The sequence below is a fragment of the Aggregatibacter sp. oral taxon 513 genome (assembly GCF_018128305.1).
In the GTDB taxonomy this organism is placed as follows: Bacteria; Pseudomonadota; Gammaproteobacteria; order Enterobacterales; family Pasteurellaceae; genus Aggregatibacter; species Aggregatibacter segnis_A.
Map to the genome: position 1 here is coordinate 387,797 of NZ_CP072381.1, position 25,590 is coordinate 413,386.

Genomic DNA, 25,590 nt, shown 5'->3' on the forward strand with positions numbered 1-25,590 from the left:
GGGGGAACTATGTTTTTTGAATCTTGGAGTGAATTACTGGATATGGGAGGCTACGGTTTTTATGTGTGGCTTTCTTATGGTCTGAGCTTATTGGCGATTGTGGTGCTTATCGTGCAAAGCCTTGCAGGCAAAAGTGCGGTGCTAAAATCCATCAAACGTGAACAACAACGTGAAGCCCGTTTACAACAAATGAAACAAAAAGGAGATACGCTATGAACCCGAGACGTAAATCTCGTTTATCCGTGGTCTTATTCGTACTGTTAGGTGTGGCTGTGGCTTCCGCTTTAGTGTTATACGCGTTACGCCAAAATATCGATCTGTTCTATACACCATCAGAAGTGATTTACGGTAAAAACGATGATGCTGATCAAAAACCGGAAGTTGGACAACGTATTCGTGTCGGTGGCATGGTTGTTGCCGGTACGGTAGAACGTGATCCGAAAAGCTTAAAAGTTCGTTTCGATTTGAACGACATTGGTCCATCTATCAGTGTTGAATATGAAGGGATTCTTCCCGATTTATTCCGTGAGGGTCAAGGCATTGTTGCACAAGGTATTTTAAAAGAACCAACTTTGTTAGAAGCGAGTGAAGTATTGGCAAAACACGATGAAAACTACGTGCCGCCGGATTTAGAAAAACAAATGCAAAAAGTGCATAAACCGATGGGTGTTTCTGATCTGAAAGGTGAGAGTGAACGCGATCGTCAAGAAAAAATGAAAGAAGGTCAGTAATGATTGCAGAATTAGGAAATTATGCTTTAGCGCTAAGCTTAGCAATCGCCATTTTATTGGCGATTTTCCCTTTATGGGGTGCGGAAAAAGGAAGCGTACAAATGATGTCCTTGGCCCGTCCAATGACATATGGTTTGTTTGTTGTATTAACTTTTTCGTTTGGTGCCTTATTTTATTTGTTCGCCATCAATGATTTCAGCGTGCAATACGTCGTGAATAACTCCAACACGACATTGCCGATTTACTATCGTTTGTCTGCGGTATGGGGTTCCCACGAAGGCTCGTTATTATTATGGATTTGGTTGCTGTCTTTGTGGAGCGCGGCAGTAGCATTGTTTAGCAAACACTTACCACAAGAAGCCACCGCTCGCGTGCTTGGTATTATGGGGATTATCAGTATCGGTTTCTTGCTTTTCATGTTATTTACCTCCAATCCATTTAACCGCACTTTCCCTGAATTTCCGGTGGACGGCAAAGAACTTAACCCGTTATTGCAGGATGTAGGATTGATTTTCCATCCGCCATTGTTATACATGGGATATGTAGGTTTTTCTGTCGCCTTTGCTTTTGCCATCGCGTCTTTGATGACCGGTAAACTTGATACCGCTTGGGCTCGTTGGTCACGTCCTTGGACGATGGCCGCTTGGGTGTTCTTAACACTTGGTATCGTGCTTGGTTCTTGGTGGGCATATTATGAACTTGGCTGGGGCGGCTGGTGGTTCTGGGACCCGGTAGAAAATGCCTCCTTCATGCCTTGGTTGGCGGGAACGGCGTTATTGCACTCTTTAGCAGTAACGGAAAAACGCGGTTCTTTTAAAGCCTGGACGGTGTTACTCGCAATTTCTGCGTTCTCTTTGTGTTTGCTTGGCACATTCTTGGTTCGTTCCGGTATTTTGGTTTCCGTACATGCCTTTGCATCTGATCCAACCCGTGGTTTATATGTCTTAGCCTATTTAATCGTGGTGATTGGCGGCTCACTGACCTTGTATGCTTACAAAGGAAGCCAAATTCGTTCACGTGATAATGCGGAGCGTTATTCCCGTGAAAGTCTGTTGTTGTTAAATAATATTTTATTAATGACCGCACTTTGTGTCGTATTGTTGGGAACATTGTTGCCTCTCATACACAAACAGTTAGGCTTAGGCTCCATTTCTATTGGTGCGCCGTTCTTTGATCAAATGTTCCTGATTATTATGACACCGTTTGCTTTGCTGTTAGGTATTGGTCCGCTTGTGAAGTGGCGTCGTGACCAATTCTCTGCAATTCGCACGCCGGTGATTGTGAGTTTGATTATCATGCTGATTGCCGGTTTTGCACTGCCTTACTTATTGCAAGACAAACTTACCGTCAGTGCTGTGTTAGGCACCATGATGGCAGTGATTATCGTATTGCTTAGTCTTTATGAAATGCATCAACGGGCTACCCATCGGGAAAGTTTCTTGAAAGGAGTTACAAAATTATCCCGTTCCCACTGGGGCATGGTGTTGGCGCATTTAGGGGTGGCGATGACCGTTTGGGGAATTGCGTTCAGCCAAAACTACAGTGTTGAACGTGATGTCCGCATGAGTGTGGGAGATACCGTACAAATTGCTGACTATGATTTCACCTTCAAGGGCATTAGCGATGCTAACGGGCCTAACTATATCGGTGGAAAAGCACAAATTGATATCACCTATCATGGTAAAACGGAAGCGACATTATTCGCTGAAAAACGTCTTTATACCGTAAGCAAAATGCCGATGACTGAAGCAGCTATCGACTGGGGCTTTACCCGTGATTTATATGTGGCATTAGGTGAAAAATTAGAGAATAACGCCTGGGCATTACGCTTATATTATAAACCGTTTATTCGTTGGATTTGGTTAGGCGGATTGTTTATGGCGCTGGGCGGTTTATTGTGTATGTTTGACCGTCGTTATCGCTTTAGCAAAATTTTAAGCAGTGAAAATGCGCAATAAATCTTCATTGGCGTAATAGAGTATTGATAATGAATAAAAAATTATATTTACCTTTAATCATTTTTTTAGGTTTAGCGGCGGCATTTCTGGTGCAGTTGCAACGCAATTCACAAGGCGATGATCCGAAAACATTAGAATCTGCGCTAGTGGGTAAACCTGTTCCGGCAAAAACGTTACCGGATTTGCTTTCAGAGAAAACCTATGATGAATCCTTGTTTAAGCAAGGCAAACCGGTTTTACTCAATGTATGGGCGACCTGGTGTCCTACTTGTTATGCCGAACACCAATATCTGAACCAATTGGCGAAACAAGGCGTCACGATAATTGGTTTGGACTATAAAGATAACAACGCGAAAGCGATGAAATGGCTGAAGGATCTTGGTAATCCTTATCAGGTCGTGTTGAAAGATGAAAAAGGGTCTTTTGCTTTAGATTTAGGGGTGTATGGCGCGCCGGAAACCTTTATTGTTGATGGCAATGGCGTGATTCATTATCGCTATGCCGGTGATGTAAACGAAAAAGTTTGGCAGGAAACCTTGCAGCCGATTTATCAAAAATTAGGCGGAGGGAAAGAGTAATGATAAAAACGCTTTTATTTTCCACCGCACTTTTGTTTAGCGTTAGTGCTTCTGCAGCGATTGATGCATTGAATTTCAGTTCACCGCAACAGGAAGATGATTATCACGCGTTAACGCAGGAATTACGCTGTCCGCAATGTCAGAATAACAACATTGCCGATTCCAACGCAGTGATCGCGGTGGATATGCGCGGCAAAGTGTTTGAGTTATTGCAAGAAGGCAAATCTAAACAAGATGTTGTGCAGTACATGGTGGATCGCTACGGTAATTTTGTCACTTATGATCCGCCGTTAACTCCCGTTACTATGATTCTTTGGTGTGCGCCGATTCTTTTCATTTTGCTTGGCGTTTTGGTACTTTTCCGTCGCAAACGTTCGCAAAGTGAGCAAGTGAGCCATGCAACGGAAAGTGCTACTAATGTGTTAACTGAAGAACAACAAAACCGTTTGAATACTTTATTAAACAAGGAGAATGATAGATGAATTTATGGTTAAGCATTCTCATCTTAACGTTGGTTGCCGCGTTAATTTGTTTTTTCCCGTTGTTATTAGAATCCAAAAAAAGTACGTCAGTAAAACGCGATGATCTCAATAAAGCCTTTTATTTCGAGCGCTTAAAAGAGCTGGAAATAGATGAAAATCAAGGATTATTAGAAAATACCGAACAGCTTAAATTAGAGCTGCAACAATCCCTTTTGGAAGATATTCCTCAGCAGGTAGAAAGTGCTGTTCTTACTGAGAAAAATTACGGCAAGTTATGGTTTGTCTCAGGTTTCTTAGCATTAGCAATTTTGTCGGGTGCCGCATATTTTGCAGTGGGTTCTTGGCAATCGGAAATCATGTTAGAAAAAACGGCAGAAAAACTACCGTACTTTTATGAGCGCATAAAAAGTGAGAGCAGCAACCCGCTAGATGAAGCTGAAATGCAACAGTTTGCGACCGCACTTCGAGTTGATTTACAGAAAAATCCAAATAATGCGAAAAACTGGTGGTTGTTAGGGCAACTTGGTATGAATTTACAACAACCAAGAATGGCGTTGGATAGTTTTGCTCGTGCGAATAAGTTAGAACCTGATAATAACCAGTATAAGCTCGGGTATGCTCGTGTTTTGATGTTTTCAGAAGACACGACGGACAAGTTAAAAGGTAATAATTTATTACGCGAAGTGATTCGTGAGGATCACAGCAATATTGAAGCCTTAAGCTTGCTGGCGTTTAGTTATTTTGAAACGGAAGATTACAAAATGGCAGCCGTCACATGGGCAATGATGTTAAAACTGTTACCGAAAGATGACCCTAGAGCGCCAATTATTGAGCGTAGCATTCGTTCTGCGCGTGATGCATTAGAAGGTCAGGAAAAAGAGAAACATCAGCAAGTGACACCAAATAAGGAAAATTAAATTGATTTAATTTTTAGAAAAAATAGCGCTGTTTTTGACCGCACTTATTTTTTAAAAGGCTAAATTCTTTTTGGAATTTAGCCTTTTTGTTTCGTTCAAGTAAATGTAGCATAGGGTATTAAATTTAATACCTCTTTATGGTTATGTGCAAAGTGGCGGTTTTAGAGTGGGTATTTGATTGAATACCTATAAATAAGTATCTTTGAGGTTTGAATATATCGATAATGATGCTACAAAAATAAACAAAATTAAGTCCTAAATTTTAAAAATTGATCAAGAACAAGAAAAGTGCAAATATCCATAGAAAAAACATTGTTATTTCGCTATTTTACCGCTGATTTTAAGTCGTTATGTCTTCTATCATATTGTTATTAATGATAAAAATTCTCATTACTAATGAGCTGATAACAGATGTTTTTGTAACCTTCTATTAATTCTAGTAGAAGCCATTTTATAACCTTATTGGAGTGATTATCGTGAACGCATTGAGAAAAAGCCTGATTGTGGCAGCTTCTTTCGCAGCTTTTGGCGTGTTTAATTCAGCCATGGCAGAATTGGTTTACAAACCGCTGGAGCAACCTGTAGAAGCCCCTAACCCTAATTTAAAAATCGAAGCAGTGAATGAAAAATTTGCTGAAAAATATCCTAGCCAATTCAATTCGTGGAAAGCGACTGAAAAAGGTGACAAAATTATCTACGCCGACGAACAAGATCCTCGTTTAATCGTGTTATGGGGCGGCTATTCTTTTGCAAAAGAATATAACGCACCTCGTGGTCACGTTTATGCAGTAGAAGATGTACGTAATATTTTACGTACTGGTGCGCCCAAAAATGCAAATGATGGCCCACAACCAATGGCATGTTGGACTTGTAAAGGTCCAGACGTTCCTCGTTTAATTGCAGAATGGGGTGAAGATGGTTACTTTGGTGCCAAATGGGCTAAAGGTGGACCAGAAATTGTCAACTCGATCGGTTGTGCTGACTGTCACGATACGACCTCTAAAGACTTTGCTGAAGGCAAACCTGCATTACGTATTGCTCGTCCACACGTTCTTCGTGCATTAGATCACTTAAATAATGCACTTCAAGCAAAAGCAAAAGCTGAAGGTAAAGAACAAGCTAACTTAAGCTTTAACACAGCTGCTCGCACTGAAAAACGTGCTGAAATCTGTGCAAACTGTCACGTTGAATACTACTTCGCAGGCGACTTAAAACAAGTAACCTTCCCGTGGAACAACGGTCAAACTGTTGATGACATCGAAAAATACTACGATGATATCGGCTTCAGTGACTGGACTCACTCGCTTTCTAAAGCACCAATGTTAAAAGCGCAACACCCTGACTTTGAAATTTGGTCTTTAGGTATGCACGGTAAAAACGGCGTAACTTGTATCGACTGTCACATGCCTAAAGTACAAGGTAAAGATGGTAAAGTTTACACCGACCACCAAATCCAAAACCCATTCGATGCATTTGATACCACATGTGCAAACTGTCACGATCAAAGCAAAGAAAAACTTAAAGACATCGTTGCTTCACGTAAAAAAGAAGTGAAAGATGTAATGGGTCGTTTAGAAGATCAAGTTGTTCGTGCTCACTTTGAAGCGAAAGCAGCATGGGATGCTGGTGCAACTAAAGAAGAAATGGAACCTGCTTTAATGGATATCCGTCACGCTCAATGGCGTTGGGACTACGCAGCAGCAAGTCACGGTGGTCACATGCACGCACCTGATGTAATGCTTCGCGTATTAGGTTCTGGTTTAGACAAAGCTGCTGATGCTCGTACTAAACTTGCCGCAATCTTAACTAAACATGGCGTGAAAACTCCGGTTGAAGTACCCGATATTTCTACTGCAGAAAAAGCATGGAAAGTCATGGGTATTGACATCGAGAAAGAACGTAAAGCGAAAAAAGAATTCTTAGAAACTGTTGTACCTCAATGGGTCAAAGAAGCTAAAGCCAATGGCAAATTAGCTGAAGATTCCGCAACAAAACAATAGAAAAACGTACCGCACTTTTGTGCACTTTATAAAAGTGCGGTCATTTTCAAAAACAAATTTGAGGTAATCAGAATGAATTTAACGTCTCTACTCCGCAAACCGGCAAAAGCCCTTGCATTGCTTGCAGTATTGGTCGCCGCACCGATGCTCGCACAAGCAGAAGGTCAGCCGTCTGCTGCGGACAAGTTTACTTACGAACCGCAATTGGATAATCAACGCGATCCAAACCAATACTGTGCCAAATGCCATAAATTCGACAAAGTCGATAAAAACCAAACCTTGGATCAATCCGGTGGTGAATTACACTTCGGTAAGTTTCATGGTGCGCACTTAAATCAGAAAAACCCGAATAACGGTAAACCAATTAATTGTGTGAACTGCCATGGCAATATTTCTGAAGATCACCGTCGTGGTGCAAAAGACGTGATGCGTTTTGACGGCGATATTTTCGGTGAGAAAAAACCGATGTATAGCGCACAAGAACAAAACCAAGTCTGTTTCTCTTGCCACCAACCGGACAAACTTCGTGAAAAACTTTGGGCGCATGATGTTCATGCAATGAAATTGCCTTGTGCAAGTTGCCACACATTACACCCGAAAGATGATGCGATGAAAGGTATTCAACCGAAAAATCGTGTGAAACTTTGTGTGGATTGCCACGGTGAACAACAAAAACGTAAAGCGCAAAAAGAACAAACTCAATCAACCGAACAAAAGGATAAACAATGACAACTTGCTCACGCCGAAACTTTGTTTCCGGCATGGGGGCGTTGATCCTTATGACGGGAACATCAGTGACCTCTTTAGCGAAAGAGGAAAAGGCGGATAAACCGAAACGCTACGCGATGGTGCACGATGAAACCGCGTGCATTGGCTGTACTGCGTGTATGGATGCTTGTCGTGAAACTAACCACGTGCCTGAAGGCGTTTCACGTTTGGAAATCCTACGTAGCGAACCTTATGGGGAATTCCCGAATCAAGAGTACGAGTTTTTCCGTCAATCTTGCCAACATTGTACGAATGCACCTTGTGTGGCGGTTTGTCCAACCGGGGCATCATTCATCGATCATGAAACCGGTATCGTGGATGTGAATAAAGATCTTTGCGTCGGTTGCCAATATTGCATTGCCGTCTGTCCATATCGCGTACGTTTCATTCATCCGGTACACCGTACTGCAGATAAATGTAACTTCTGTCGTGATACAAACTTAGCAGCTGGTAAACAACCGGCTTGTGTCGAAGCTTGTCCAACCAAAGCATTAACCTTTGGTGATATGAATGATCCGACAAGCGCAGTGGCACGCAAGGTAAAACAAAGTCCTGTTTACCGCACGAAAGTGGAATTAGGTACACAACCGAATCTTTACCACATTCCATTCCAACATGGAGAACCAAGAAGATGACATTAGATTATCCTGTTCCGTTTCACACACCTAATCTGGTGTGGGATTCAACAATTGCTATCTATCTGTTCTTGCTTGGTATTTCCTCTGGTGCAGTACAACTAGCAATCGCTTATAAACGTAGTAACAAACTTGAAAATCCAAGCAAAAACTGGATTATTCGTGCCGCTGCCGTATTGGGGAGTGTGCCGACATTAATCGGTTTAACCTTGTTGATTTTCCATTTGGCGCGTCCTTGGACATTCTGGAAATTGATGTTTAACTATCAATTTAATTCCGTGATGTCTATGGGGGTTATGTTATTCCAAGTGTATATGCTGTTTTTGGTTTGTTGGTGTGTCGTTATCTTCAAAGAAGAGATTATGGCATTGATCCAACGTTTTATGCCAAAACTCCGTTTTATTGGTAGCATTATCAATGTATTAGAACGCGTAACCTCCCCTGTTGAAGTCATTCTCTTCATCTTAGCCGCGGTGCTAGGGGCTTATACCGGTTTCTTACTTTCTGCGTTGATTAGCTATCCGATGTTGAATAATCCGGTCTTACCGGCACTCTTCTTAGCCTCCGGTACCTCTTCCGGTATCGCCGCGACTTTCTTATTTATCCTGATTGCAGGTAAATTAAAAGGCGATTCCCACGAATCACACTTCATTCATAAATTTGAAGTGCCGATTATGGTAACCGAGCTTGGTCTATTAGTGTGTTTCTTCGTTGGACTCTACTTCGGTGGCGGACAAAAAGTGGTGGCATTACATAATGCATTATCCGGCTTCTGGGGCGCAGTCTTCTGGATTGGGGTATTCTTTATCGGTATTTTAATTCCATTGATTGCCAATATGTTTGTTAGCGATCGTTTGAAATTCAATAAGAATTTTATCATCCTTGTGTCGATTTTCGACTTGATTGGGGTGTTATGCTTGCGTTACTTTATCTTGTACGCAGGACAGCTTACAATCGCATGATAAGGTTTTTGTTTGTATCAAAAGGCGTAGTAAAATACGCCTTTTTGTTTGGTGTTATTTTCTTTGGCAAAGAAAAATAAAAAAGAAAGGCGGCTCAAAGAAGGAAATCTGATTTGTTTTTTCTACGAGTAAAGTGCGGTTAAAATTTTAAATGTTTTTATCTCACTTTCCCCTCTTTAGCAAAGAGGAAAAGGGGAGGTTTGGCAGAAGTGATTTCAACCTTATGGGTTGTTTAATATCGTCAATATCTCCTCTTAACTTCTTCTTTATTAAAGAGGCAGTATAAAATGCAAGCGAAACCTGAAGTGCTCATCCACAAAACCAACATGACAATCTAAAACACGAGATTATTTTATGATCCCCGAACTTGGCTTTATCTCTCTTCTTCTCGCTATGATGAGCGCGCTTCTTCTCGCGGTCGTTCCACAACTCGGGCTTTGGCTGCGTAAGCCTGCACTTACCCAATTAGCTTGGGGATTAAGCTATTGCTTCGGCTTATTTACGTTAGCTGCTATTTCTATTTTGGCGTATTCCTTTGCGACCGATGATTTTACCTTGGAATATGTCGCAGCCCATTCGAATTCTCAATTGCCGACGTTCTTTAAAATTGCGGCGACTTGGGGAGGGCATGAAGGCTCGATGTTATTCTGGTTATTTTCACTTTCAGTTTGGGTTGTGCTGTTTGCATTATTTAATCGAAAAAATGACCGCACTTTTGTGGCACAGAGCCTGGTGATTTTAGGTTTAATTTGTTTTAGCTTTGCGGTTTTTATCGTCTTTTTCTCTAATCCGTATGGACGCCTATTTCCAGCACCGTTGGAAGGACGAGATCTGAATCCGATGTTGCAGGATGTGGGGCTGATTTTTCATCCGCCATTGTTGTATCTCGGTTATGTTGGCTTTGCAGTGAATTTTGCGTTGAGTATTACTGCATTGTTGCATCAACATTTAGAAAGCCAAATTGCCCGCGTGATGCGGGTTTGGGTATTGGTCTCTTGGTTGTTTTTAACGTTAGGTATTGTGCTAGGGGCGTGGTGGGCATATTACGAGCTTGGCTGGGGCGGTTGGTGGTTCTGGGACCCGGTAGAAAACGCGTCATTAATGCCTTGGTTATTAGGTTTAGCGCTGTTACATAGTTTAATTGTCAGTGAAAAACGGGGCATCTTTAATTATTGGACAACGCTTTTCTCACTGTTAGCGTTCGCTTTCAGTGTTCTCGGCACCTTTATCGTGCGCTCAGGTGCATTGACTTCTGTACATGCTTTCGCAGTCGATAGCCAGCGAGGCACCGCATTGCTTGTGATTTTCTTCCTGTTGACTGTCGGGGCACTCGGTCTGTTTGCTTTCAAAGCGAATATGCAGCAACAAGCTGTGAAATTAAAGTTGCTTTCTAAAGAAAGTGCGGTGCTTTTTTTGAATGTTTTATTGAGCATCGCTACTGTCAGCACGTTTCTCGGCACTTTCTATCCAATGTTATTCCAAGCCATGAATTGGGGCTCTATTTCTGTTGGTGCGCCTTACTTCAACAGTATTTTCCTGCCGCTGATTGTGTTGGTGTTAATTGCCATGGTGATCTCGCTAGGCTTGCATTGGGCGAAAGCGGATAAACGCATTTTATTAAAACGTACGGCGTTATTGTTGCCCTCTTTGTTGCTTGCCTATTTAGCCATTCACCACGTTATGCAAAATGACAGTGCATTACAGTTCAAATGGACAGCCTATTTCCTACTCACCTTAGCGATTTGGCTATTATTGGCGACGTTGTGGCAAAACTGGCGAAAGTTAGGTCTTTCTCACTATGCGATGATTTTTGCGCATAGCGGTGTGGCCATTGCCACAATGGGCGCCGTCATGAGCAGTTATTTCGGTAGTGAAATCGGTGTACGTTTATCGCCGCAACAAAGCCAACAACTCGGTGCATTTAATTTTCACTATGAACGATTTTCCAATGAAATCGGCCCGAATTTTACGGCTGAAGTGGCAACGTTTAGCGTGACAGAAAAGGGCAAGCCGTATGCCGAATTGCAGCCGGAACGCCGTTATTATGATGTACGCACCATGACCATGAGTGAAGTAGGGTTGTCTGGCGGTTTTTGGGGCGATTTATATATTGTTATGGGCGATCCGCTCGGAAAGGGGGAGTTTACGTTCCGTCTTCATTACAAACCGCTGATTCATTGGTTATGGTTTGGCGGTATATTGATGGCATTGGGTGCATTGTGTTCTGTATTGACCACGAAGCGAAGAGGAAAACGTGATGAATAGAAAAGTGATTTTCTTCCTGCCGTTAGTATTGTTACTTGGCGTATGTGTTTTATTGTTAGCGGGTTTGCATCAAGATCCGAAAAAAATCGCCTCTGCGTTAATTGATAAACCCGTGCCTGAGTTTTATCAGGCAAACTTATTGGATAATCGTCAAACACTTAGCCCAAAAGATTTTCCGAAACGCCCATTTTTACTCAATATTTGGGGAAGCTGGTGCGGTTATTGTCAGCAAGAACACCCATTATTGCTTGAGTTAGCAAAAGAGATTCCTATCGTGGGCGTGGACTATCGCGACAAACCACAAAATGGTATTGCGATGTTACAACATATGGGTAATCCTTACACCTTAGTCATTGATGACAGCCGTGGCGAATTGGCGTTAAAACTCGGTGTAGATGGTGCGCCGGAAACCTATCTAGTCGATGCCAACGGCATTATCCGTTATCGTCATTCCGGCTTATTAGATCGGGAAACTTGGCAAAAAACTTTCGTGCCTCAACTTAACCAGCTATTACAACCATGAAACGATTTTTAGCGTTAATTTTTTTATTGTTTAGTGTGAATGCCATTGCTGAAATGGTGGATACCTTCGAATTTCAGAATCAGGCAGATCGCACCCGTGCCGTGGAATTGGCGAAGTCGTTGCGTTGTCCGCAATGTCAAAACCAAAACTTAGTCGAATCGAATTCACCCATTGCCTATGATTTGCGCATTGAGGTGTATAACATGGTAAATGAAGGCAAAACGAACCAGCAAATTATTGATGCCATGACATCGCGTTTCGGTAACTTCGTCAATTATAAGCCGCCGTTCCAATGGAATACTGCATTACTTTGGTTATTGCCGATAGGCTTGTTGCTCGCAGCATTTGGGTTGATTTGGTATTCCAGTCGCAGTTCATCACCGCTTGAACCGGAAAAACAGGCGGAAAATCTACCGCACTTTCAATCCTTAAAAGAGAAAAGTGCGGTCAAATTTGAGCTTAAATCGACGCTCCTGGTTTTCGCTTTATTGCTTGTTATTCCTTTAGCCTATTATTTTTCTTTGGAACGTTTTTCCCGCGCACAGCAAGGTGAGCAGGAACAAATTGCACAACATAATCAGCAACTTGAAACGCCGGAAGAAAATAAAACCGAGGTGATTATCGGCAAAATTCAGGATAAATTGCGCCAAGATCCGAATAGCGCGGAAAACTGGATTAAGCTGGGTGACGCCTATATGCAGAATAACGATTTTGACAGCGCCCTTGTTTGTTATGGCAATGCAGAAAGAATTAGTGGCCGTCAGCCGACCACGCAAGGCTTGATGGCGATGGCATTATATCTTCAAGCAAATCAACAGATTACGCCAAAGGTGCAACAATTCTTGAATGAAGCGTTGGCACAAGATCCGAAGGAAGTCTCCGCATTATCTTTGTTGGCGGCAGAAGCCTTAAAAACACGCGATTATTCCACCGCACTTGATTATTGGCAGCAAATTTTGGATTCAGGTAACTCCGCGGTGGATCGTCGTGCCACTATTCAGAAAATGAAAATGGTCGGTTTCATGCAAAAGGGAGAGTTGCAGTGAGCAACCATGCCATTGAAACACTCATTATCGGTGCCGGGGCGGCAGGCTTATTTTGTGCGTCGCAATTGGCAAAGTGCGGTGGCAAAGTCAGAATTTTAGATAACGGCAAAAAAGTCGGGCGGAAAATTTTAATGTCCGGTGGTGGTTTTTGTAATTTCACCAATATGGAACTTTCTTCAGGTCGTTATCTCAGCCAAAATCCACATTTTGTGAAATCTGCCTTAAAACGTTTTACCCAATGGGATTTTATCGGTTTAGTGGCGGAGTATGGCATTCCTTATCATGAAAAAGAGCTTGGTCAGCTGTTTTGTGATAACGGTGCGGAAGATATCGTCAATATGCTACTGGCGGAATGTAAAAAATACGGCGTGGAGATTGCCTTACGACAAAGCATTTCTGCTATGGCAAAAACGGAAAACGGATTTTCTGTCGTGGCAAATGGTGAGACATTGTATTGTACTCATTTAGTCGTTGCTACCGGCGGTTTATCTATGCCGGGCTTGGGCGCAACGCCTTTGGGTTATCAAATCGCCGAGCAATTTGGCATTCATGTGATTGCACCTCGGGCAAGTTTAGTGCCTTTTACTTGGCGTGAATGCGATAAGTTTTATGCGACGTTATCCGGTATTTCCTTGGATGTCGCCGCGACCAATCAACACAAAACCTTTACCCACCAAATGCTGTTTACCCATCGTGGTTTATCCGGTCCGGCGATTTTGCAAATTTCCAACTATTGGCAACCGGGCGAAAGTATTCATCTTGATTTATTGCCTTATAACGATATTCGTCATCATTTAAACGAACTGCGCCAATCTTCACCGAAATTACAGTTAAAAACTGTATTAAGCCGTTTATTACCCAAAAAATTGGTGGAATTATGGCTTGCTCAGGGGTTTATACAAGACGAAGCCATTGCCCAATTAAGCAAAGTGCGGTTAGAAAATTTGGTGAATTTAATCCACAACTGGCAGTTTGTACCGAATGGCACGGAAGGCTATCGCACCGCAGAAGTGACCATGGGCGGCGTGGATACCCATGAAATTTCCTCCAAAACCATGGAAAGCAATAAAGTACAAGGCTTGTATTTTATCGGGGAAGTGTTAGACGTTGCCGGCTGGCTTGGCGGCTACAACTTCCAGTGGGCATGGAGTTCCGCTTATGCTTGTGCGCAGGGGATTGCGGCAAAATTAACAGAATAAGCTTGTGCCATTTCAAGTGCGGTCACAAAAAATAATGTTTTTGAATTTCGCAACATTCATCATCAGCGTTTCTGAATAGGTTTGAATGTTTATTTACGGATAAATTTTCACCTCAGTTTCTCTCATCAAAAATAATCTTAGATTGCATTGAGCTTCTTCCTGAAATTCATTAGTATAGCTTTCGTTCACTTCGGTAGATTTATGTTAAGTTTAACTTCCAATCTAATTTAGAGAGTCTTCTGGATGAAGCATCTTATCGCAACTGCGGTGCTTTCTTGCAGCGCAATGACTTATGCCAACACCTCTTTACCTAATTACAATACCGATTCCCATCTGTATGAATTTACCCAAACTTACGACTTAATTGCGCTGAAAGGTTCGCAAGGTCAGGCTAATTTATGGGTGCCGTTGCCGTTTAACGGGGAATATCAACAAGTTAAATCTATTCGCTTTGTTGGATGCCTATGTGACGGAAAACAACAAATACGGTGCAAAAACCTTGTTTGCTACATGGGATAAAGACGCGCAAAAACGTGATTTGAAAGTCACCATGGTGATTGAAACCAAAGATCGCGAACCGATGGCAAAAGGTGCATTGGATAACTACATGCCACCGAAAGACATTCAGTATTCCGTCGATGTACACATAAATTAAATTACACGGCAGAAGTCGTTCGATAAAAATAAAGGGCTATTTTAAATAGCCCTTTTTGTTCTTGTTATTTCTATAAGCCGCGAGTTAATTCACTGTGAATTACAACCGCTCTTTTTCTCTACCGAAATCGTGCAATAGATTTTCTGTAAGTTGACTTAAAATGCCGGTCATTAATACAAAATCCGCATCGAAACGTTGGGCATAGTCTTCTTTCAAAATATCGTTATTTTTCTCTCGAATCTGATCGGCAAATTTTAAGCGTTTCAGGCTGCAATCTTCGTTTAATACAAATGACAGACGCGCTTCCCATTCCAGTGCTAGTTTGGTGACGAACTTCGAATGGACTAAAGAGAGAATCTCTTCACTATCTAACGCTTGCTGTTTGCAACGAATGACACCGTTCGTTTGGCTATCGCGTAATTCGGCTTCTTCCAATGGCACAAGCCATTCCGGCGTATTTTCTTGGGCGATCCAGTTTTGCATGATAAGTGCCGGCTCATTGGCAAAAGTCAGTGGCACCACAGGCAGCGAACCCAATGATTTACGTAACAGCGCCAGCACCTCTTCTGCACGTTTTGCTGAGGCAGCGTCCACATAAATCAAATTATTTTCTGTATCAATCCAAATCGCGGTTTGTTGATATTTACTGAATGCGCGAGGTAATAAGGTTGCAATCACATCGTCTTTTAAGGTTTGTTTTTCTACTTTTTTCAGCTTGCGATTTTCCGCCTGTTCGAGTTTTTCTACACGTGCGTCTAATTCACGTTTTACCACATGAGAGGGTAAAATTTTCTCTTCTTTTTGGGCGAGCAATAAAATCTGCTTCCCGACAGCAAAATATAAAAGCTCGCTGCCTTTGAGTGGTTCAGACCAACCAAATTTGCTTTGTTCCGATTGGTGGCAAGGGTGATATTGATTGTTTCCAAGGGCAGTGGAGAGTGACTGTGCCGACCAATCAAGGGATTTAGTCAGGCGGTAAATCATGGCGTTTTTGAACCAAAACATGGTAGATCCTTATGCTTAATCAGGTAAAATGTGCGCTATTGTAACTTACTTAAAGGTGAAATATGCAACATAAATTGGTGTGCTTTATCGGTGGCGGCAATATGGCGCAAGCCATCGTGTTCGGCTTATTAAAACAAGCTTATCCTGCCGATAAAATCATTGTGTGCGATCCCAATGAAGAAAAACGTGCTTTATTTGCGCAAAAAGGGGTACGCACTTCAATGGATAATGTCGCAGCCGTCGCGCAAGCAGAGGTCGTATTGTTGGCCGTCAAACCGCAAGTATTAGCCGACGTTTGTGCGCCTTTAAGTGCGGTGGATTTTTCCGATAAATTACTCATTTCGATTGCTGCGGGCATTTCCGTGGCAAGATTAATTGCGCTTTTACCGACCGCTCAAGCTGTTGTGCGTGTGATGCCAAATACGCCGGCCTTAGTGGGCGAGGGCATGGCGGGGCTATTTGCCGCTAAAAACACTTCAGAAAACGACCGCACTTTTGCTCAGGATTTATTGTCCGCCGTAGGCAAAACCCTTTGGGTAGCCTCAGAAGAACAGATGCATGCCGTCACAGCCGCGTCTGGCAGTAGCCCGGCGTATTTCTTCCAATTTTTAGAAGCCATGCAACAAGGCTTAATTGAAATGGGGTTATCCGCTGAAAACGCGCGAGAATTGGTGCAACAGGCAATGTTAGGTTCGGCTAAAATGGTGGTGGAAAATCCGCAGGTAGATTTATCGACATTGCGCCAAAATGTAACGTCCAAAGGCGGTACAACGGCAGCTGCGCTAAATGTGTTGAATCAACATCAATTTAATGACATCGTGCAACAAGCCATGGAAGCTTGCGTGGCACGTTCAAAAGAAATGGAAACGTTATTTTAATGCTTGTTCGTCCTTTTACTTGGCTCGCGTTGAGCTTTTTTGGCTACTACTGCGCCTATGGTGTATTCGTGCCGTTTTTCCCGGTTTGGTTGAAGTCGCAACATTATGGCGAAGAGCTGATCGGCATGGTGTTGGCAAGTGCTTATGTCTTTCGTTTTGTAGGCGGTTTGTTTTTTTCCGGTTTAATTAAACGTGCTTCACAGTTGATCAATTCTTTGCGTGCCTTGGCGCCTGCCAGTGCATTGATTATGGCCGGTCTAAGTGTTGTCGCGGAGAATTTTTGGTTGCTGTTTTCTGCTATCGGCTTATTTGCCATGGTCAATGCGGCAGGCATGCCGATTACGGATTCTTTGGCAAGCACTTGGCAGCGGCAAATTCAGTTGGATTACGGTAAGGCTCGGCTCATTGGATCCCTTGCCTTTGTGGTTGGCGTAACCTTATTTGGCAATGTGATTGGCTTTTTCGGTGAGCAAAATATCGTTTGGATTTTGACCGCACTTTTATTAGCGTATTCGGTGATGCAGTGCGTCACACCCACAATTCCCCCGCAAGATGAACTCTCGGAACAGGCAACCACGAATGTAGGTTATTGGGATTTATTAAAAAACAACACAACCTTGCGAATTTTGTTGGCTTCGTCTTTAATTCAGGGCTCACATGCCGCCTATTATGTTTATAGCGTGTTATATTGGACAAGTCTGGGAATTTCCGTTTCGCAGGCCAGCTTGCTATGGGGCTTAGGTGTGATTGCCGAAATTTTGCTGTTTTTCTTTTCTCGCCGTTTACTGCAAAACTGGAAGGTCAGCACGATTTTTCATTTGGCAACGTTGGCGTGTATTGTGCGTTGGGGCGGGCTTGCTGCCACAAGCGAGGTTTGGCTTATTGCGCTTTTGCAATTACTTCACAGTCTAACGTATGCGGTGGCGCATTACGGCATGGTGCGCTATATCACAACCCAACCGCAGTCCCATATTTCCAAACTACAAGCTTTGTATAACGGCATATCAAACAGCGCGATGGTGGCAATTTTGACCGCACTTGGTGGTGTGATTTACCCGTATTCACCATCAATGACGTTCGTCTTAATGGCCATCATTGCGGCGTTGGCGTTCGTGGTGACGCCACGTAAAGTTGAAGCCTTTTTACTTCATCGAGGCTAAACATGAATGATCTTACTTTGCTCGATTTATTTCTAAATGAATTATGGATAGGCAAAGGTTTGTCACCCAATACCGTGCAATCTTATCGTTTGGATCTCACCGCACTTTGCGATTGGCTTGGTGAGCGCAAACTGTCATTGCTCGATTTGGACTCGGTCGATCTTCAAACTTTTCTTGGTGAGCGGGTAGAGCAAGGGTATAAAGCCACCAGTACGGCAAGATTATTGAGTGCTATTCGAAAGCTTTTCCAATATTTATATCAAGAAAAATACCGCACCGACGATCCAAGTGCGGTGTTAAGTTCGCCTAAATTACCCAGCCGTTTGCCGAAGTATTTAACCGAACAGCAAGTCACGGATTTGCTCAATGTGCAAAGTTTGGAACAGCCGATTGAACTGCGCGACAAAGCGATGTTGGAGTTGTTGTATGCCACGGGATTGCGGGTGACGGAATTGGTTTCACTGCATACCGACAGCATTAGTTTGAATCAAGGCGTGGTGCGGGTCATCGGCAAAGGCAATAAAGAACGTATTGTGCCGATGGGAGAGGAGGCCACCCATTGGGTGAAACAATTTATGCTGTTTGCCCGCCCGATTTTATTGGATGGACAAAGTTCTGATGTGCTATTTCCGAGCCGTCGGGGTACGCAAATGACACGCCAAACATTTTGGCATCGGATTAAACATTATGCGGTGCTGGCGGAAATTGATAGCAATATGTTGTCACCACACGTTTTGCGTCACGCTTTTGCGACACATTTGGTAAATCATGGTGCGGATTTACGGGTGGTGCAAATGTTGTTAGGACACAGTGATTTATCGACAACGCAAATTTATACCCATGTGGCGAAAGAACGCTTAAAACGTTTGCACGAACGTTATCATCCACGCGGTTAATTTTGCTCAGATAAATCGAGTGTTTTTTAATCAATTATGCGCTTTTATCGTGCATTTCCTCGACGGAAAGCCTTTGTCTCGTTATAATTCATCATCTTATTTTCTATTAATAACGTGTTCGGTGTGAGCATTCGCCGAGTGCATCAATTTGAGGTAACATCATAATGTCATTAAATATTGAAACGACTCAAGGTTTAGAGCGTCGTGTAACCATCACCGTTCCGGCTGAAACCGTTGTTCAGGCTATCCGCGAAGAATTAAAACGCGTTGCTAAAAACGCACGTGTTGACGGCTTCCGTAAAGGCAAAGTCCCTCCACACATTATTGAAAAACGTTTCGGCGCCTCTGTTCGTCAAGACATTTTAGGCGATTTATTACAAAACCACTTCTTCCAAGCGGTTATCGAAAACAAAATTAACCTAGCAGGTCGTCCAAGTTTTACTGTGGAACAATTTGAAGAAGGCAAAGAATTAAAATTCAGCGCAACTTTTGAAGTGTACCCTGAAGTTGAGTTAAAAGGCTTAGAAAATATCAAAGTGGAAAAACCGGTTGTTGAAATCTCTGAAGCAGATGTTGACAAGATGGTTGAGGTGTTACGTAAACAACAAGCAACTTGGACTGAAAGTCAAGACGCAGCGAAAGCTGAAGATCGCGTAACTATTGACTTCGTCGGTTCTGTTGACGGCGAAGAATTTGAAGGCGGCAAAGCATCCGATTTCGTTTTATTCATGGGTCAAGGTCGTATGATCCCAGGCTTTGAAGAGGGCATCGTTGGCCACAAAGCGGGCGACAAATTCACTATTGATGTGACTTTCCCGGAAGAATATCACGCTGAGAACTTAAAAGGTAAAGCAGCGAAATTTGACATTACGTTGAAGAAAGTCGAAGTGATGGTATTACCGGAATTAACCGATGAATTTGTTGCGAAATTTGGTCCGAACACAAAATCTGTTGCAGATTTACGCAATGAAATTCGTAAAAACATGCAACGTGAATTGAAAAACGCATTAACCACTCGTGTGAAAACTCAAGTGATTGACGGTTTAGTAGAACAAAACCAAATTGATGTACCAAGTTCTGCGGTTGAACAAGAAATTGATGTATTGCGTCAACAAGCAGCACAACGTTTTGGTGGCAATGCGCAACAAGCAGCACAATTGCCACGCGAATTGTTTGAAGAACAAGCTAAACGTCGCGTATTAGTAGGTCTATTGTTAGCGCAAGTTATCTCTTCTAACGAATTAAAAGCAGATGAAGAACGCGCTAAAGCGATGATCGAAGAAATCGCGTCTGCTTATGAACAACCGGAGGAAGTGGTTGAATACTACAGTAAAAACAACGAATTAATGAATAACATTCGTAACGTAGTATTAGAAGAGCAAGCGGTTGATGCCGTGTTAGCGAAAGCACAAGTGACCGAAAAAGCGGCGACTTTCGATGAGATCATGAATCCACAAGCTTAATGATTCTCCGCAAAGTGCGGTTAATCTTTTAAGTGTTTTTTATCTGAATACCTCGATGAAAATCGGGGTATTTTTTTGCCTTGTGAATATTAGCATGAGGCTTTGCGAGGCAATAAAAAAGGGTATCTTCAGATACCCTTTTTTCTATTAGAACGTTACTTACTTGGTGATTGCATGAAACGGAAGAAATCACTGTCCGGTTTTAAAATCAACAAGTTATCAGAATTAGAGAAGCTGCTTTCATAGGCTTTAAGACTACGAATGAAGCTATAAAATTCCGGTTCTTTACCAAAGGCATCTGCAAAGATTTTGGCTGCAGTAGCATCGCCCTCACCGCGTAATTCTTGCGCTGTTTTTTCTGCGTTGGCAATGATCAATGTGACTTTACGATCTACATCAGCTTGGATAAAGGCTGCTTTTTCTTTACCTTGTGAACGGTGTTCGCGAGCAACTGCATCACGTTCTGCACGCATACGTTGGTAAATAGAAGAAGACACTTCATCCGGCAAGTTAATTTGCTTGATACGTACGTCTAGTACTTCAATTCCCAATTCAGCAGTGCTGTCTTGTCCACTATTGAGCGCATTTTTAGCTCCCGCCATGAGTTCACCACGTGTACCTGAAACGATGTCTTTAATGGTGCGGGAACCGATTTCAGAACGCAAACGATCGTTAACTTTACGGCGTAATAAATTGGCTGCTTGTGCGTAGTCGCCACCACCGGTGGTGGTAAAGAAACGACCGAAATCGTTAATACGCCATTTCACGTAGGAATCCACCAAAAGGTCTTTTTTCTCTACGGTGACAAAACGATCCGCTTGTCCGTCTAGGGTTTGAATACGGGCATCTAGCGCTTTCAAATTATCAATAAAAGGGATTTTGAAATGTAATCCCGGTGTATAAATAGCCACTTTATTATCGGCATCGCGTTGCACTTTGCCAAAGCGTAACATAATGCCACGCGTACCTTCACTGACAACCACAATGCTGGAATAAAGCACCGCGATAAGCACGAAAATGACAGGTAATAAAAATTTACGCATTAGTTAATTCTCCCTTGGCGACCATTGTCGGTACGCGATTCCATTGGTCTAAGTGGTGCTGTTTGCTCATGCGTGCGTGAAACAGGTACAGAAGTTACCGCACTTTGTTGTGTTTCATTGGATTCACTTACATTAGCACTACCGTTCGAGCCAGTGGACTTTTTACCTTTTAACAATTGTTCTAAAGGTAATACGGTTAAGTTATCTCCATTGCCGGAATCCAACATGACTTTTGGTGTATTTGCCATGACTTTTTCCATGGATTGAATATATAAGCGTTCGCGGAAGACGGTTGGTGCCGCTTTAAACTCAGGTAAGAGCGGTTGGAAACGTTCCACTTCCCCTTTAGCATCTAGCACCACGCGGTCTTTATAGGCTGTCGCTTCTTCTAAAATGCGTTGTGCATTACCACGAGCAATTGGCTCTTTCTCACGCGCATAGGCTTCTGCTTCACGAATATAACGTTGTTCGTCTTCTTGTGCTTTAATCGCATCATCAAAGGCTTCTTTCACTTCTTCCGGTGGACGTGCAGATTGGAAGTTCACATCAATCACTTCTAAACCCATATCATATGGTTCAATAATTTGATTTAACGCTTTCCAAGTATTTTCACGTACGACGGAACGACCTGTTGTCAAAATATCGTTCATTGTCATATGGCCGATAACATAGCGTAATGCACTGTCGGTTGCCTGATTCAAACTGTCGTTGGCATTGATTGCACTGAACAGGTATTTTTCAGGATTTTGGATGCGATACTGCACTGTCATTTCCACTTTCACCATGTTTTCATCTTGGGTGAGCATGGAACCTTGTGTTCTTAATTCAAGCACACGTTCTACGTTGACCGGAATCACTCGATCAATAAAAGTCGGTTTCCAGTTTAAACCAGGTTGCTGAATGGAGTGGAATTGCCCTAAACGTAGCACGACGCCACGTTCTGCTTCTTTGATGGTATAGAAACCGCTGGCGCCCCATATAATCATGCCGGCTGCAATTGCAATCGGTAATAATTTCCCTAAGCCGGAAGGTAGGTTAGACCCATCGGAATGATTGTTTTTAGTCCCCTTACCGCCCATTTTTTTCAATAAGTTATTGAAAATCTCTTCTAAATCCGGTGGTGATTGTTCGTTCTTTTTTTGTGAGTTGGAAGAACGATCCCAGTTAGACTGACCTTCGTTTTTACCGGAATCCTGATTGCCCGAGGATTGTCCGTTTTGCTTTGGTTTGCCCCAAGGATCTTGATCTGAACCATTTAAAGACATTGCTTTCTCCATTTGTCAAAAAATTGTTGCAAGTCTAAACAAAATCGCGTGTTAAGTCTAACGATTAATGGGAAAGTCTATCGATTTTAAAGGGTTAGTTATTCACGTCGTAGTGAATTTTATGCACAAGCCTTTGAGGTTGAAGATGGTCGCCGTTCCACGCCCAAAAACAGGGCGATTTTATAGGTGTTTGGTTAACAAAATAGGCGAGATAAAAAGGCAGTTCATCGGTAAAACACAGCTGTCCACGGGGGCAGTGGGCCGAGAAAATGTGTAAGGTTTCGGGATGATGTGTCACTTCTGATAATTTTGCGATACCTACGCCTTGGGATTTCAACACGGCTTCGCGTAAACACCAAATACGATAAAAAGCGGATTGGGATTCAGTTTGTTGTTGAAACCAGTCGATTTCTTCTGCGCTTGCAAAGTGTTCCAACAGGGCTAAATAAGGACGTTCTTTGCTAGGCGATTCAATATCAATTCCTACCGCACTTTTTTCGCCTGGTTGGCTGGTGTGCAAAATCACTGCCACCCAATCACTGGAATGGCTGATATTGAAATCGAGCTCAGAAAAGGGAAATTGCGGTCGGTCAGTTTCTGTTCGCGAAATTTGCCCTAAAAGTGCGGTTGGTTTTTCTGCTGTTTTGAGTAATTGCCACAGCAAGAAATGCGCTAAACGACGACATTGCCAACGTTGTTCCATACGCGGGTTGCCGTGGCTTAACGTCAGCAAATTAGCCGGAATCAGGTCGGCTGGGATGTCATGAAAAGCGAAGGGGGTGTGAATATTTCCCCAAGCGATTAGCGTTGTCATCGTGATAAGAAAAGTGCGGTCAAAATCCGTTGAATTTTGTCACCGCACTTTTTCGCCTTATTTCAATAAGTAAGCTCTTAACTGCGCAAAATCGTTTTCCATTTCATCGGATAACAACGGCAGTTTGTTGTGTTTATCTAACGCTTCCGGCAACGGCAGCGTTAAATCCAGAATACGTTCGACGGATTCTTTAAATTTTGCCGGATGCGCAGTGCACAGGAATAAGCCGGTTTCGCCTGGTTGTAAATCCTGTTTTAACACTTCATAGGCCACAGCGCCATGCGGTTCGCATAAATAACCCAGTTGATTCATGGCGCGTAAGGTATCTTCTGTTTGTGCATCGGAAATCGCCGCAGAATGTAACTCAGTCAATGCCCAACCGTTACGTTTGAACAATTCTTCCACGCGAGGCCAGTTGTTCGGGCGAGAAACGTCCATGGCGTTGGAAAGGGTGGCCACGGTTGCATTTGGTGACCAGTTTCCGCTGTGTAAATAACGCGGCACAGTGTCGTTGGCGTTGGTGGCAGCGATAAAACGTTTAATCGGTAAGCCGAGGGTTTTGGCGATTAATCCGGCTGTGAGGTTGCCGAAGTTGCCGCTTGGCACGGAAACCACCAAGTTTTCACGTTGTTCTTTTGGTAATTGTGCCGCCGCTTCAAAGTAATAGCACACTTGCGCCAATAAACGGCTGATATTGATGGAGTTTGCCGAGTTTAAGCCGATGGCTTGGCGTAGTTCTGCATCATCAAAGGCTTGTTTGACTAAAGCTTGGCAGGCATCGAAATCGGCATTGATCGCGATGGTGCGAATATTGCCGCCGAGGGTGCAGAAGAGTTTTTCCTGTAACGGGCTGATTTTATCTTTCGGGTATAAAATCACCACCTCGATATTTTCTAAACCATAGAATGCATGGGCGACCGCTGCACCGGTGTCACCGGAGGTCGCAGTGAGAATCGTGATTTTGCCGTCACCGCGTACAGTCGCAAGTGCTTGTGCCATGAAACGTCCGCCGAAGTCTTTAAAGGCAAGGGTTGGACCATGGAACAATTCCAATGCATAAATATTGTCTTCCACGTTGGCAACTGGTGCAGGGAAGGTGAAGGCGTTGCGTACCATTTGCTCAAGCTGTGCTTGAGGGATTTCCTCACCGATTAAGGCACCAAGAATTTTTTGGCTGCGCTCAACTAGTGGCAATGCCAATAGCTCATCGATATTGTTTAAGTGCGGTATGTTTTCAGGGAAAAATAAGCCCTGATCTTTGCCTAACCCTTGGCGTACGGCTTGGGCAAAATTGACCTGTTCTTCGGGGTGTTTGATGTTGTATAAATTCATGTGAAACCTGTTCTTTTGTTTGGCACCTTTAAGACAAAAGTGCGGTGATTTTTTCCGGTGTTTTAATCAAGCTCTCTTGCACCGGCATTATCGACTTTGCAAATGTGCACAAAGCCTTCGTTGTTTTGTAAATAATGGTTTTCAAGGTAAGTGGCAAGTTTGCCGGCAATATGTAAATCCGGTGCGATGGAAAAGATTGTCGGACCGGAGCCTGAAATCCCGGTAGCTAACGCGCCTAAATCACGGGTTGCTTGTTTTACTTCGGCGTAATTTGGTAGCAACGCCTCCCGATAAGGTTCGGCAATGACGTCTTTCATCATCATGGCGGCTAAATTTTCCTGCTGGGTATGACAAGCGTGTACAAAACCGCCGAGATGACGACCATGTGCGATAACATCTTGACGTGTATAGCTTTTCGGTAAAATTGCTCGGGCTTCCGCAGTGGACACTTCAATCCCCGGGTACGCCAAGACCCAATACCAATGGTCAAAAAACGGCAAGGTTTGGCAAATGTTGCCGAGAGACTGCACCATAAATTGCACGCCGCCCAAGTAGCAAGGTGCCACATTGTCGTAATGAATGGAGCCGGAAATGCGTCCTTCCAATTCGCCCATCATTTCTAACAATTCCATTTTAGAAAAAGGTTCGTCATGGAATTTATTCAGCGCGACCAAGGCGGCAACAATAGAGCAGGCGCTAGAACCCAAGCCTGAACCGATAGGCATATTTTTCTCTAAGGTTAAGCGTAGCGGTTTGACTTTTGTGTTACGTAGTTTGAGCTGTTCGCTAAATAACACATAGGCTTGATAAACGATGTTCTTTTGCGGCTCCTTTGGTAATTTACGCACAAAATAACCCGCACTTTCTAACTCAAAGCCGGCGGCGATAGGTTCGATTTGTACCACATCGCCTAATAATGAACCGTTAATCGGGGAAATTGCCGCACCTAAGGTATCAAAACCGACGCTGATATTGGCACTGGAGGCCGGCGCATAGACTCTTAGCATAACATTCT

The 25,590-nt window shown here is 43.1% G+C and carries 24 protein-coding genes and 1 pseudogene; 19 read left to right on the top strand and 6 right to left on the bottom strand.

What is annotated here, in order from left to right; translation table 11 throughout:
• The first annotated feature begins 9 nt into the window (after nt 1-9).
• The 15 genes and pseudogenes from ccmD to J5A60_RS02125 form a co-directional block, all read left to right on the top strand.
• On the top strand, nt 10-216 hold the full coding sequence (ccmD, locus tag J5A60_RS02055) for a heme exporter protein CcmD (protein WP_006717136.1): 207 nt from the start codon (nt 10-12) through the stop codon (nt 214-216).
• On the top strand, nt 213-731 hold the full coding sequence (gene ccmE, locus J5A60_RS02060) for a cytochrome c maturation protein CcmE (RefSeq protein WP_006717138.1): 519 nt from the start codon (nt 213-215) through the stop codon (nt 729-731). Before ccmD ends, ccmE begins: the two co-directional genes overlap by 4 nt.
• Nucleotides 731-2,689, top strand: a complete 1,959-nt coding sequence (locus J5A60_RS02065; protein ID WP_212510409.1) for a heme lyase CcmF/NrfE family subunit — start codon at nt 731-733, stop codon at nt 2,687-2,689. The genes ccmE and J5A60_RS02065 overlap by 1 nt, the downstream gene beginning before the upstream one ends.
• Nucleotides 2,690-2,718: 29 nt before the next feature.
• Nucleotides 2,719-3,267 carry a DsbE family thiol:disulfide interchange protein gene (locus J5A60_RS02070; protein ID WP_212510410.1) on the top strand — a complete coding sequence of 183 codons (549 nt, stop codon included), beginning with the start codon at nt 2,719-2,721 and terminating at the stop codon, nt 3,265-3,267.
• Nucleotides 3,267-3,749 carry a cytochrome c-type biogenesis protein gene (locus J5A60_RS02075; protein WP_212510411.1) on the top strand — a complete coding sequence of 161 codons (483 nt, stop codon included), beginning with the start codon at nt 3,267-3,269 and terminating at the stop codon, nt 3,747-3,749. Before J5A60_RS02070 ends, J5A60_RS02075 begins: the two co-directional genes overlap by 1 nt.
• Nucleotides 3,746-4,666 (top strand): c-type cytochrome biogenesis protein CcmI, encoded by a 921-nt coding sequence (gene ccmI, locus J5A60_RS02080; RefSeq protein ID WP_212510412.1) that lies wholly within the window; start codon nt 3,746-3,748, stop codon nt 4,664-4,666. The genes J5A60_RS02075 and ccmI overlap by 4 nt, the downstream gene beginning before the upstream one ends.
• Before the next feature lie 476 nt (nt 4,667-5,142).
• Entirely contained in the window at nt 5,143-6,666 is a 1,524-nt protein-coding gene (gene nrfA, locus J5A60_RS02085; protein ID WP_212510413.1) for an ammonia-forming nitrite reductase cytochrome c552 subunit, read from the top strand.
• 72 nt (nt 6,667-6,738) lie between these two features.
• Nucleotides 6,739-7,395 carry a cytochrome c nitrite reductase pentaheme subunit gene (gene nrfB / locus J5A60_RS02090; RefSeq protein ID WP_021615857.1) on the top strand — a complete coding sequence of 219 codons (657 nt, stop codon included), beginning with the start codon at nt 6,739-6,741 and terminating at the stop codon, nt 7,393-7,395.
• On the top strand, nt 7,392-8,069 hold the full coding sequence (gene nrfC, locus J5A60_RS02095; RefSeq protein WP_212510414.1) for a cytochrome c nitrite reductase Fe-S protein: 678 nt from the start codon (nt 7,392-7,394) through the stop codon (nt 8,067-8,069). Before nrfB ends, nrfC begins: the two co-directional genes overlap by 4 nt.
• Nucleotides 8,066-9,031, top strand: a complete 966-nt coding sequence (gene nrfD, locus J5A60_RS02100; protein ID WP_212510415.1) for a cytochrome c nitrite reductase subunit NrfD — start codon at nt 8,066-8,068, stop codon at nt 9,029-9,031. Before nrfC ends, nrfD begins: the two co-directional genes overlap by 4 nt.
• A 354-nt stretch (nt 9,032-9,385) precedes the next feature.
• Nucleotides 9,386-11,296 carry a heme lyase NrfEFG subunit NrfE gene (gene nrfE, locus J5A60_RS02105; RefSeq protein ID WP_212510416.1) on the top strand — a complete coding sequence of 637 codons (1,911 nt, stop codon included), beginning with the start codon at nt 9,386-9,388 and terminating at the stop codon, nt 11,294-11,296.
• Nucleotides 11,289-11,819, top strand: a complete 531-nt coding sequence (locus J5A60_RS02110; RefSeq protein WP_212510417.1) for a DsbE family thiol:disulfide interchange protein — start codon at nt 11,289-11,291, stop codon at nt 11,817-11,819. The genes nrfE and J5A60_RS02110 overlap by 8 nt, the downstream gene beginning before the upstream one ends.
• A complete protein-coding gene (gene nrfF, locus J5A60_RS02115) occupies nt 11,816-12,865 on the top strand; it encodes a heme lyase NrfEFG subunit NrfF (RefSeq protein WP_212510418.1) in 1,050 nt (349 codons plus the stop codon). Before J5A60_RS02110 ends, nrfF begins: the two co-directional genes overlap by 4 nt.
• Nucleotides 12,862-14,064: an NAD(P)/FAD-dependent oxidoreductase gene (locus tag J5A60_RS02120; protein ID WP_212510419.1), complete on the top strand. Its 1,203-nt coding sequence runs from the start codon at nt 12,862-12,864 to the stop codon at nt 14,062-14,064. The genes nrfF and J5A60_RS02120 overlap by 4 nt, the downstream gene beginning before the upstream one ends.
• A gap of 243 nt (nt 14,065-14,307) precedes the next feature.
• Nucleotides 14,308-14,707: pseudogene (locus J5A60_RS02125) on the top strand (transglutaminase family protein); the annotation flags it as partial.
• A gap of 111 nt (nt 14,708-14,818) precedes the next feature.
• Here J5A60_RS02125 and rdgC read toward each other — a convergent pair.
• A complete protein-coding gene (rdgC, locus tag J5A60_RS02130; protein ID WP_212510420.1) occupies nt 14,819-15,724 on the bottom strand; it encodes a recombination-associated protein RdgC in 906 nt (301 codons plus the stop codon).
• A gap of 62 nt (nt 15,725-15,786) precedes the next feature.
• Here rdgC and proC point away from each other — a divergent pair, with 62 nt between their 5' ends.
• From proC to tig, 4 genes are all read left to right on the top strand, one after another.
• Nucleotides 15,787-16,602: a pyrroline-5-carboxylate reductase gene (gene proC / locus J5A60_RS02135; protein ID WP_212510421.1), complete on the top strand. Its 816-nt coding sequence runs from the start codon at nt 15,787-15,789 to the stop codon at nt 16,600-16,602.
• Nucleotides 16,602-17,762: a 3-phenylpropionate MFS transporter gene (locus tag J5A60_RS02140; RefSeq protein WP_212510422.1), complete on the top strand. Its 1,161-nt coding sequence runs from the start codon at nt 16,602-16,604 to the stop codon at nt 17,760-17,762. The genes proC and J5A60_RS02140 overlap by 1 nt, the downstream gene beginning before the upstream one ends.
• 2 nt (nt 17,763-17,764) lie before the next feature.
• The gene (gene xerD / locus J5A60_RS02145; RefSeq protein WP_109859198.1) at nt 17,765-18,658 is read left to right on the top strand and encodes a site-specific tyrosine recombinase XerD; all 894 of its coding nucleotides are present in this window, start codon (nt 17,765-17,767) and stop codon (nt 18,656-18,658) included.
• Nucleotides 18,659-18,822: 164 nt separating this feature from the next.
• A complete protein-coding gene (tig, locus tag J5A60_RS02150) occupies nt 18,823-20,121 on the top strand; it encodes a trigger factor (protein ID WP_212510423.1) in 1,299 nt (432 codons plus the stop codon).
• Between the two features lie 155 nt (nt 20,122-20,276).
• On the opposite strand, the gene hflC is transcribed toward tig, so the two are convergent.
• The 5 genes from hflC to thrB form a co-directional block, all read right to left on the bottom strand.
• A complete protein-coding gene (hflC, locus tag J5A60_RS02155) occupies nt 20,277-21,164 on the bottom strand; it encodes a protease modulator HflC (protein ID WP_006717199.1) in 888 nt (295 codons plus the stop codon).
• Nucleotides 21,164-22,429, bottom strand: coding sequence for an FtsH protease activity modulator HflK (gene hflK, locus J5A60_RS02160; RefSeq protein WP_212510424.1), 1,266 nt, complete (start codon nt 22,427-22,429; stop codon nt 21,164-21,166). The genes hflC and hflK overlap by 1 nt, the downstream gene beginning before the upstream one ends.
• A 94-nt stretch (nt 22,430-22,523) precedes the next feature.
• Nucleotides 22,524-23,243, bottom strand: a complete 720-nt coding sequence (locus J5A60_RS02165) for a 4'-phosphopantetheinyl transferase superfamily protein (RefSeq protein WP_212510425.1) — start codon at nt 23,241-23,243, stop codon at nt 22,524-22,526.
• Between the two features lie 57 nt (nt 23,244-23,300).
• Nucleotides 23,301-24,575: a threonine synthase gene (thrC, locus tag J5A60_RS02170; protein ID WP_212510426.1), complete on the bottom strand. Its 1,275-nt coding sequence runs from the start codon at nt 24,573-24,575 to the stop codon at nt 23,301-23,303.
• A 62-nt stretch (nt 24,576-24,637) separates the two neighbouring features.
• Nucleotides 24,638-25,582 (bottom strand): homoserine kinase, encoded by a 945-nt coding sequence (gene thrB / locus J5A60_RS02175; protein WP_212510427.1) that lies wholly within the window; start codon nt 25,580-25,582, stop codon nt 24,638-24,640.
• Nucleotides 25,583-25,590 lie beyond the last annotated feature (8 nt).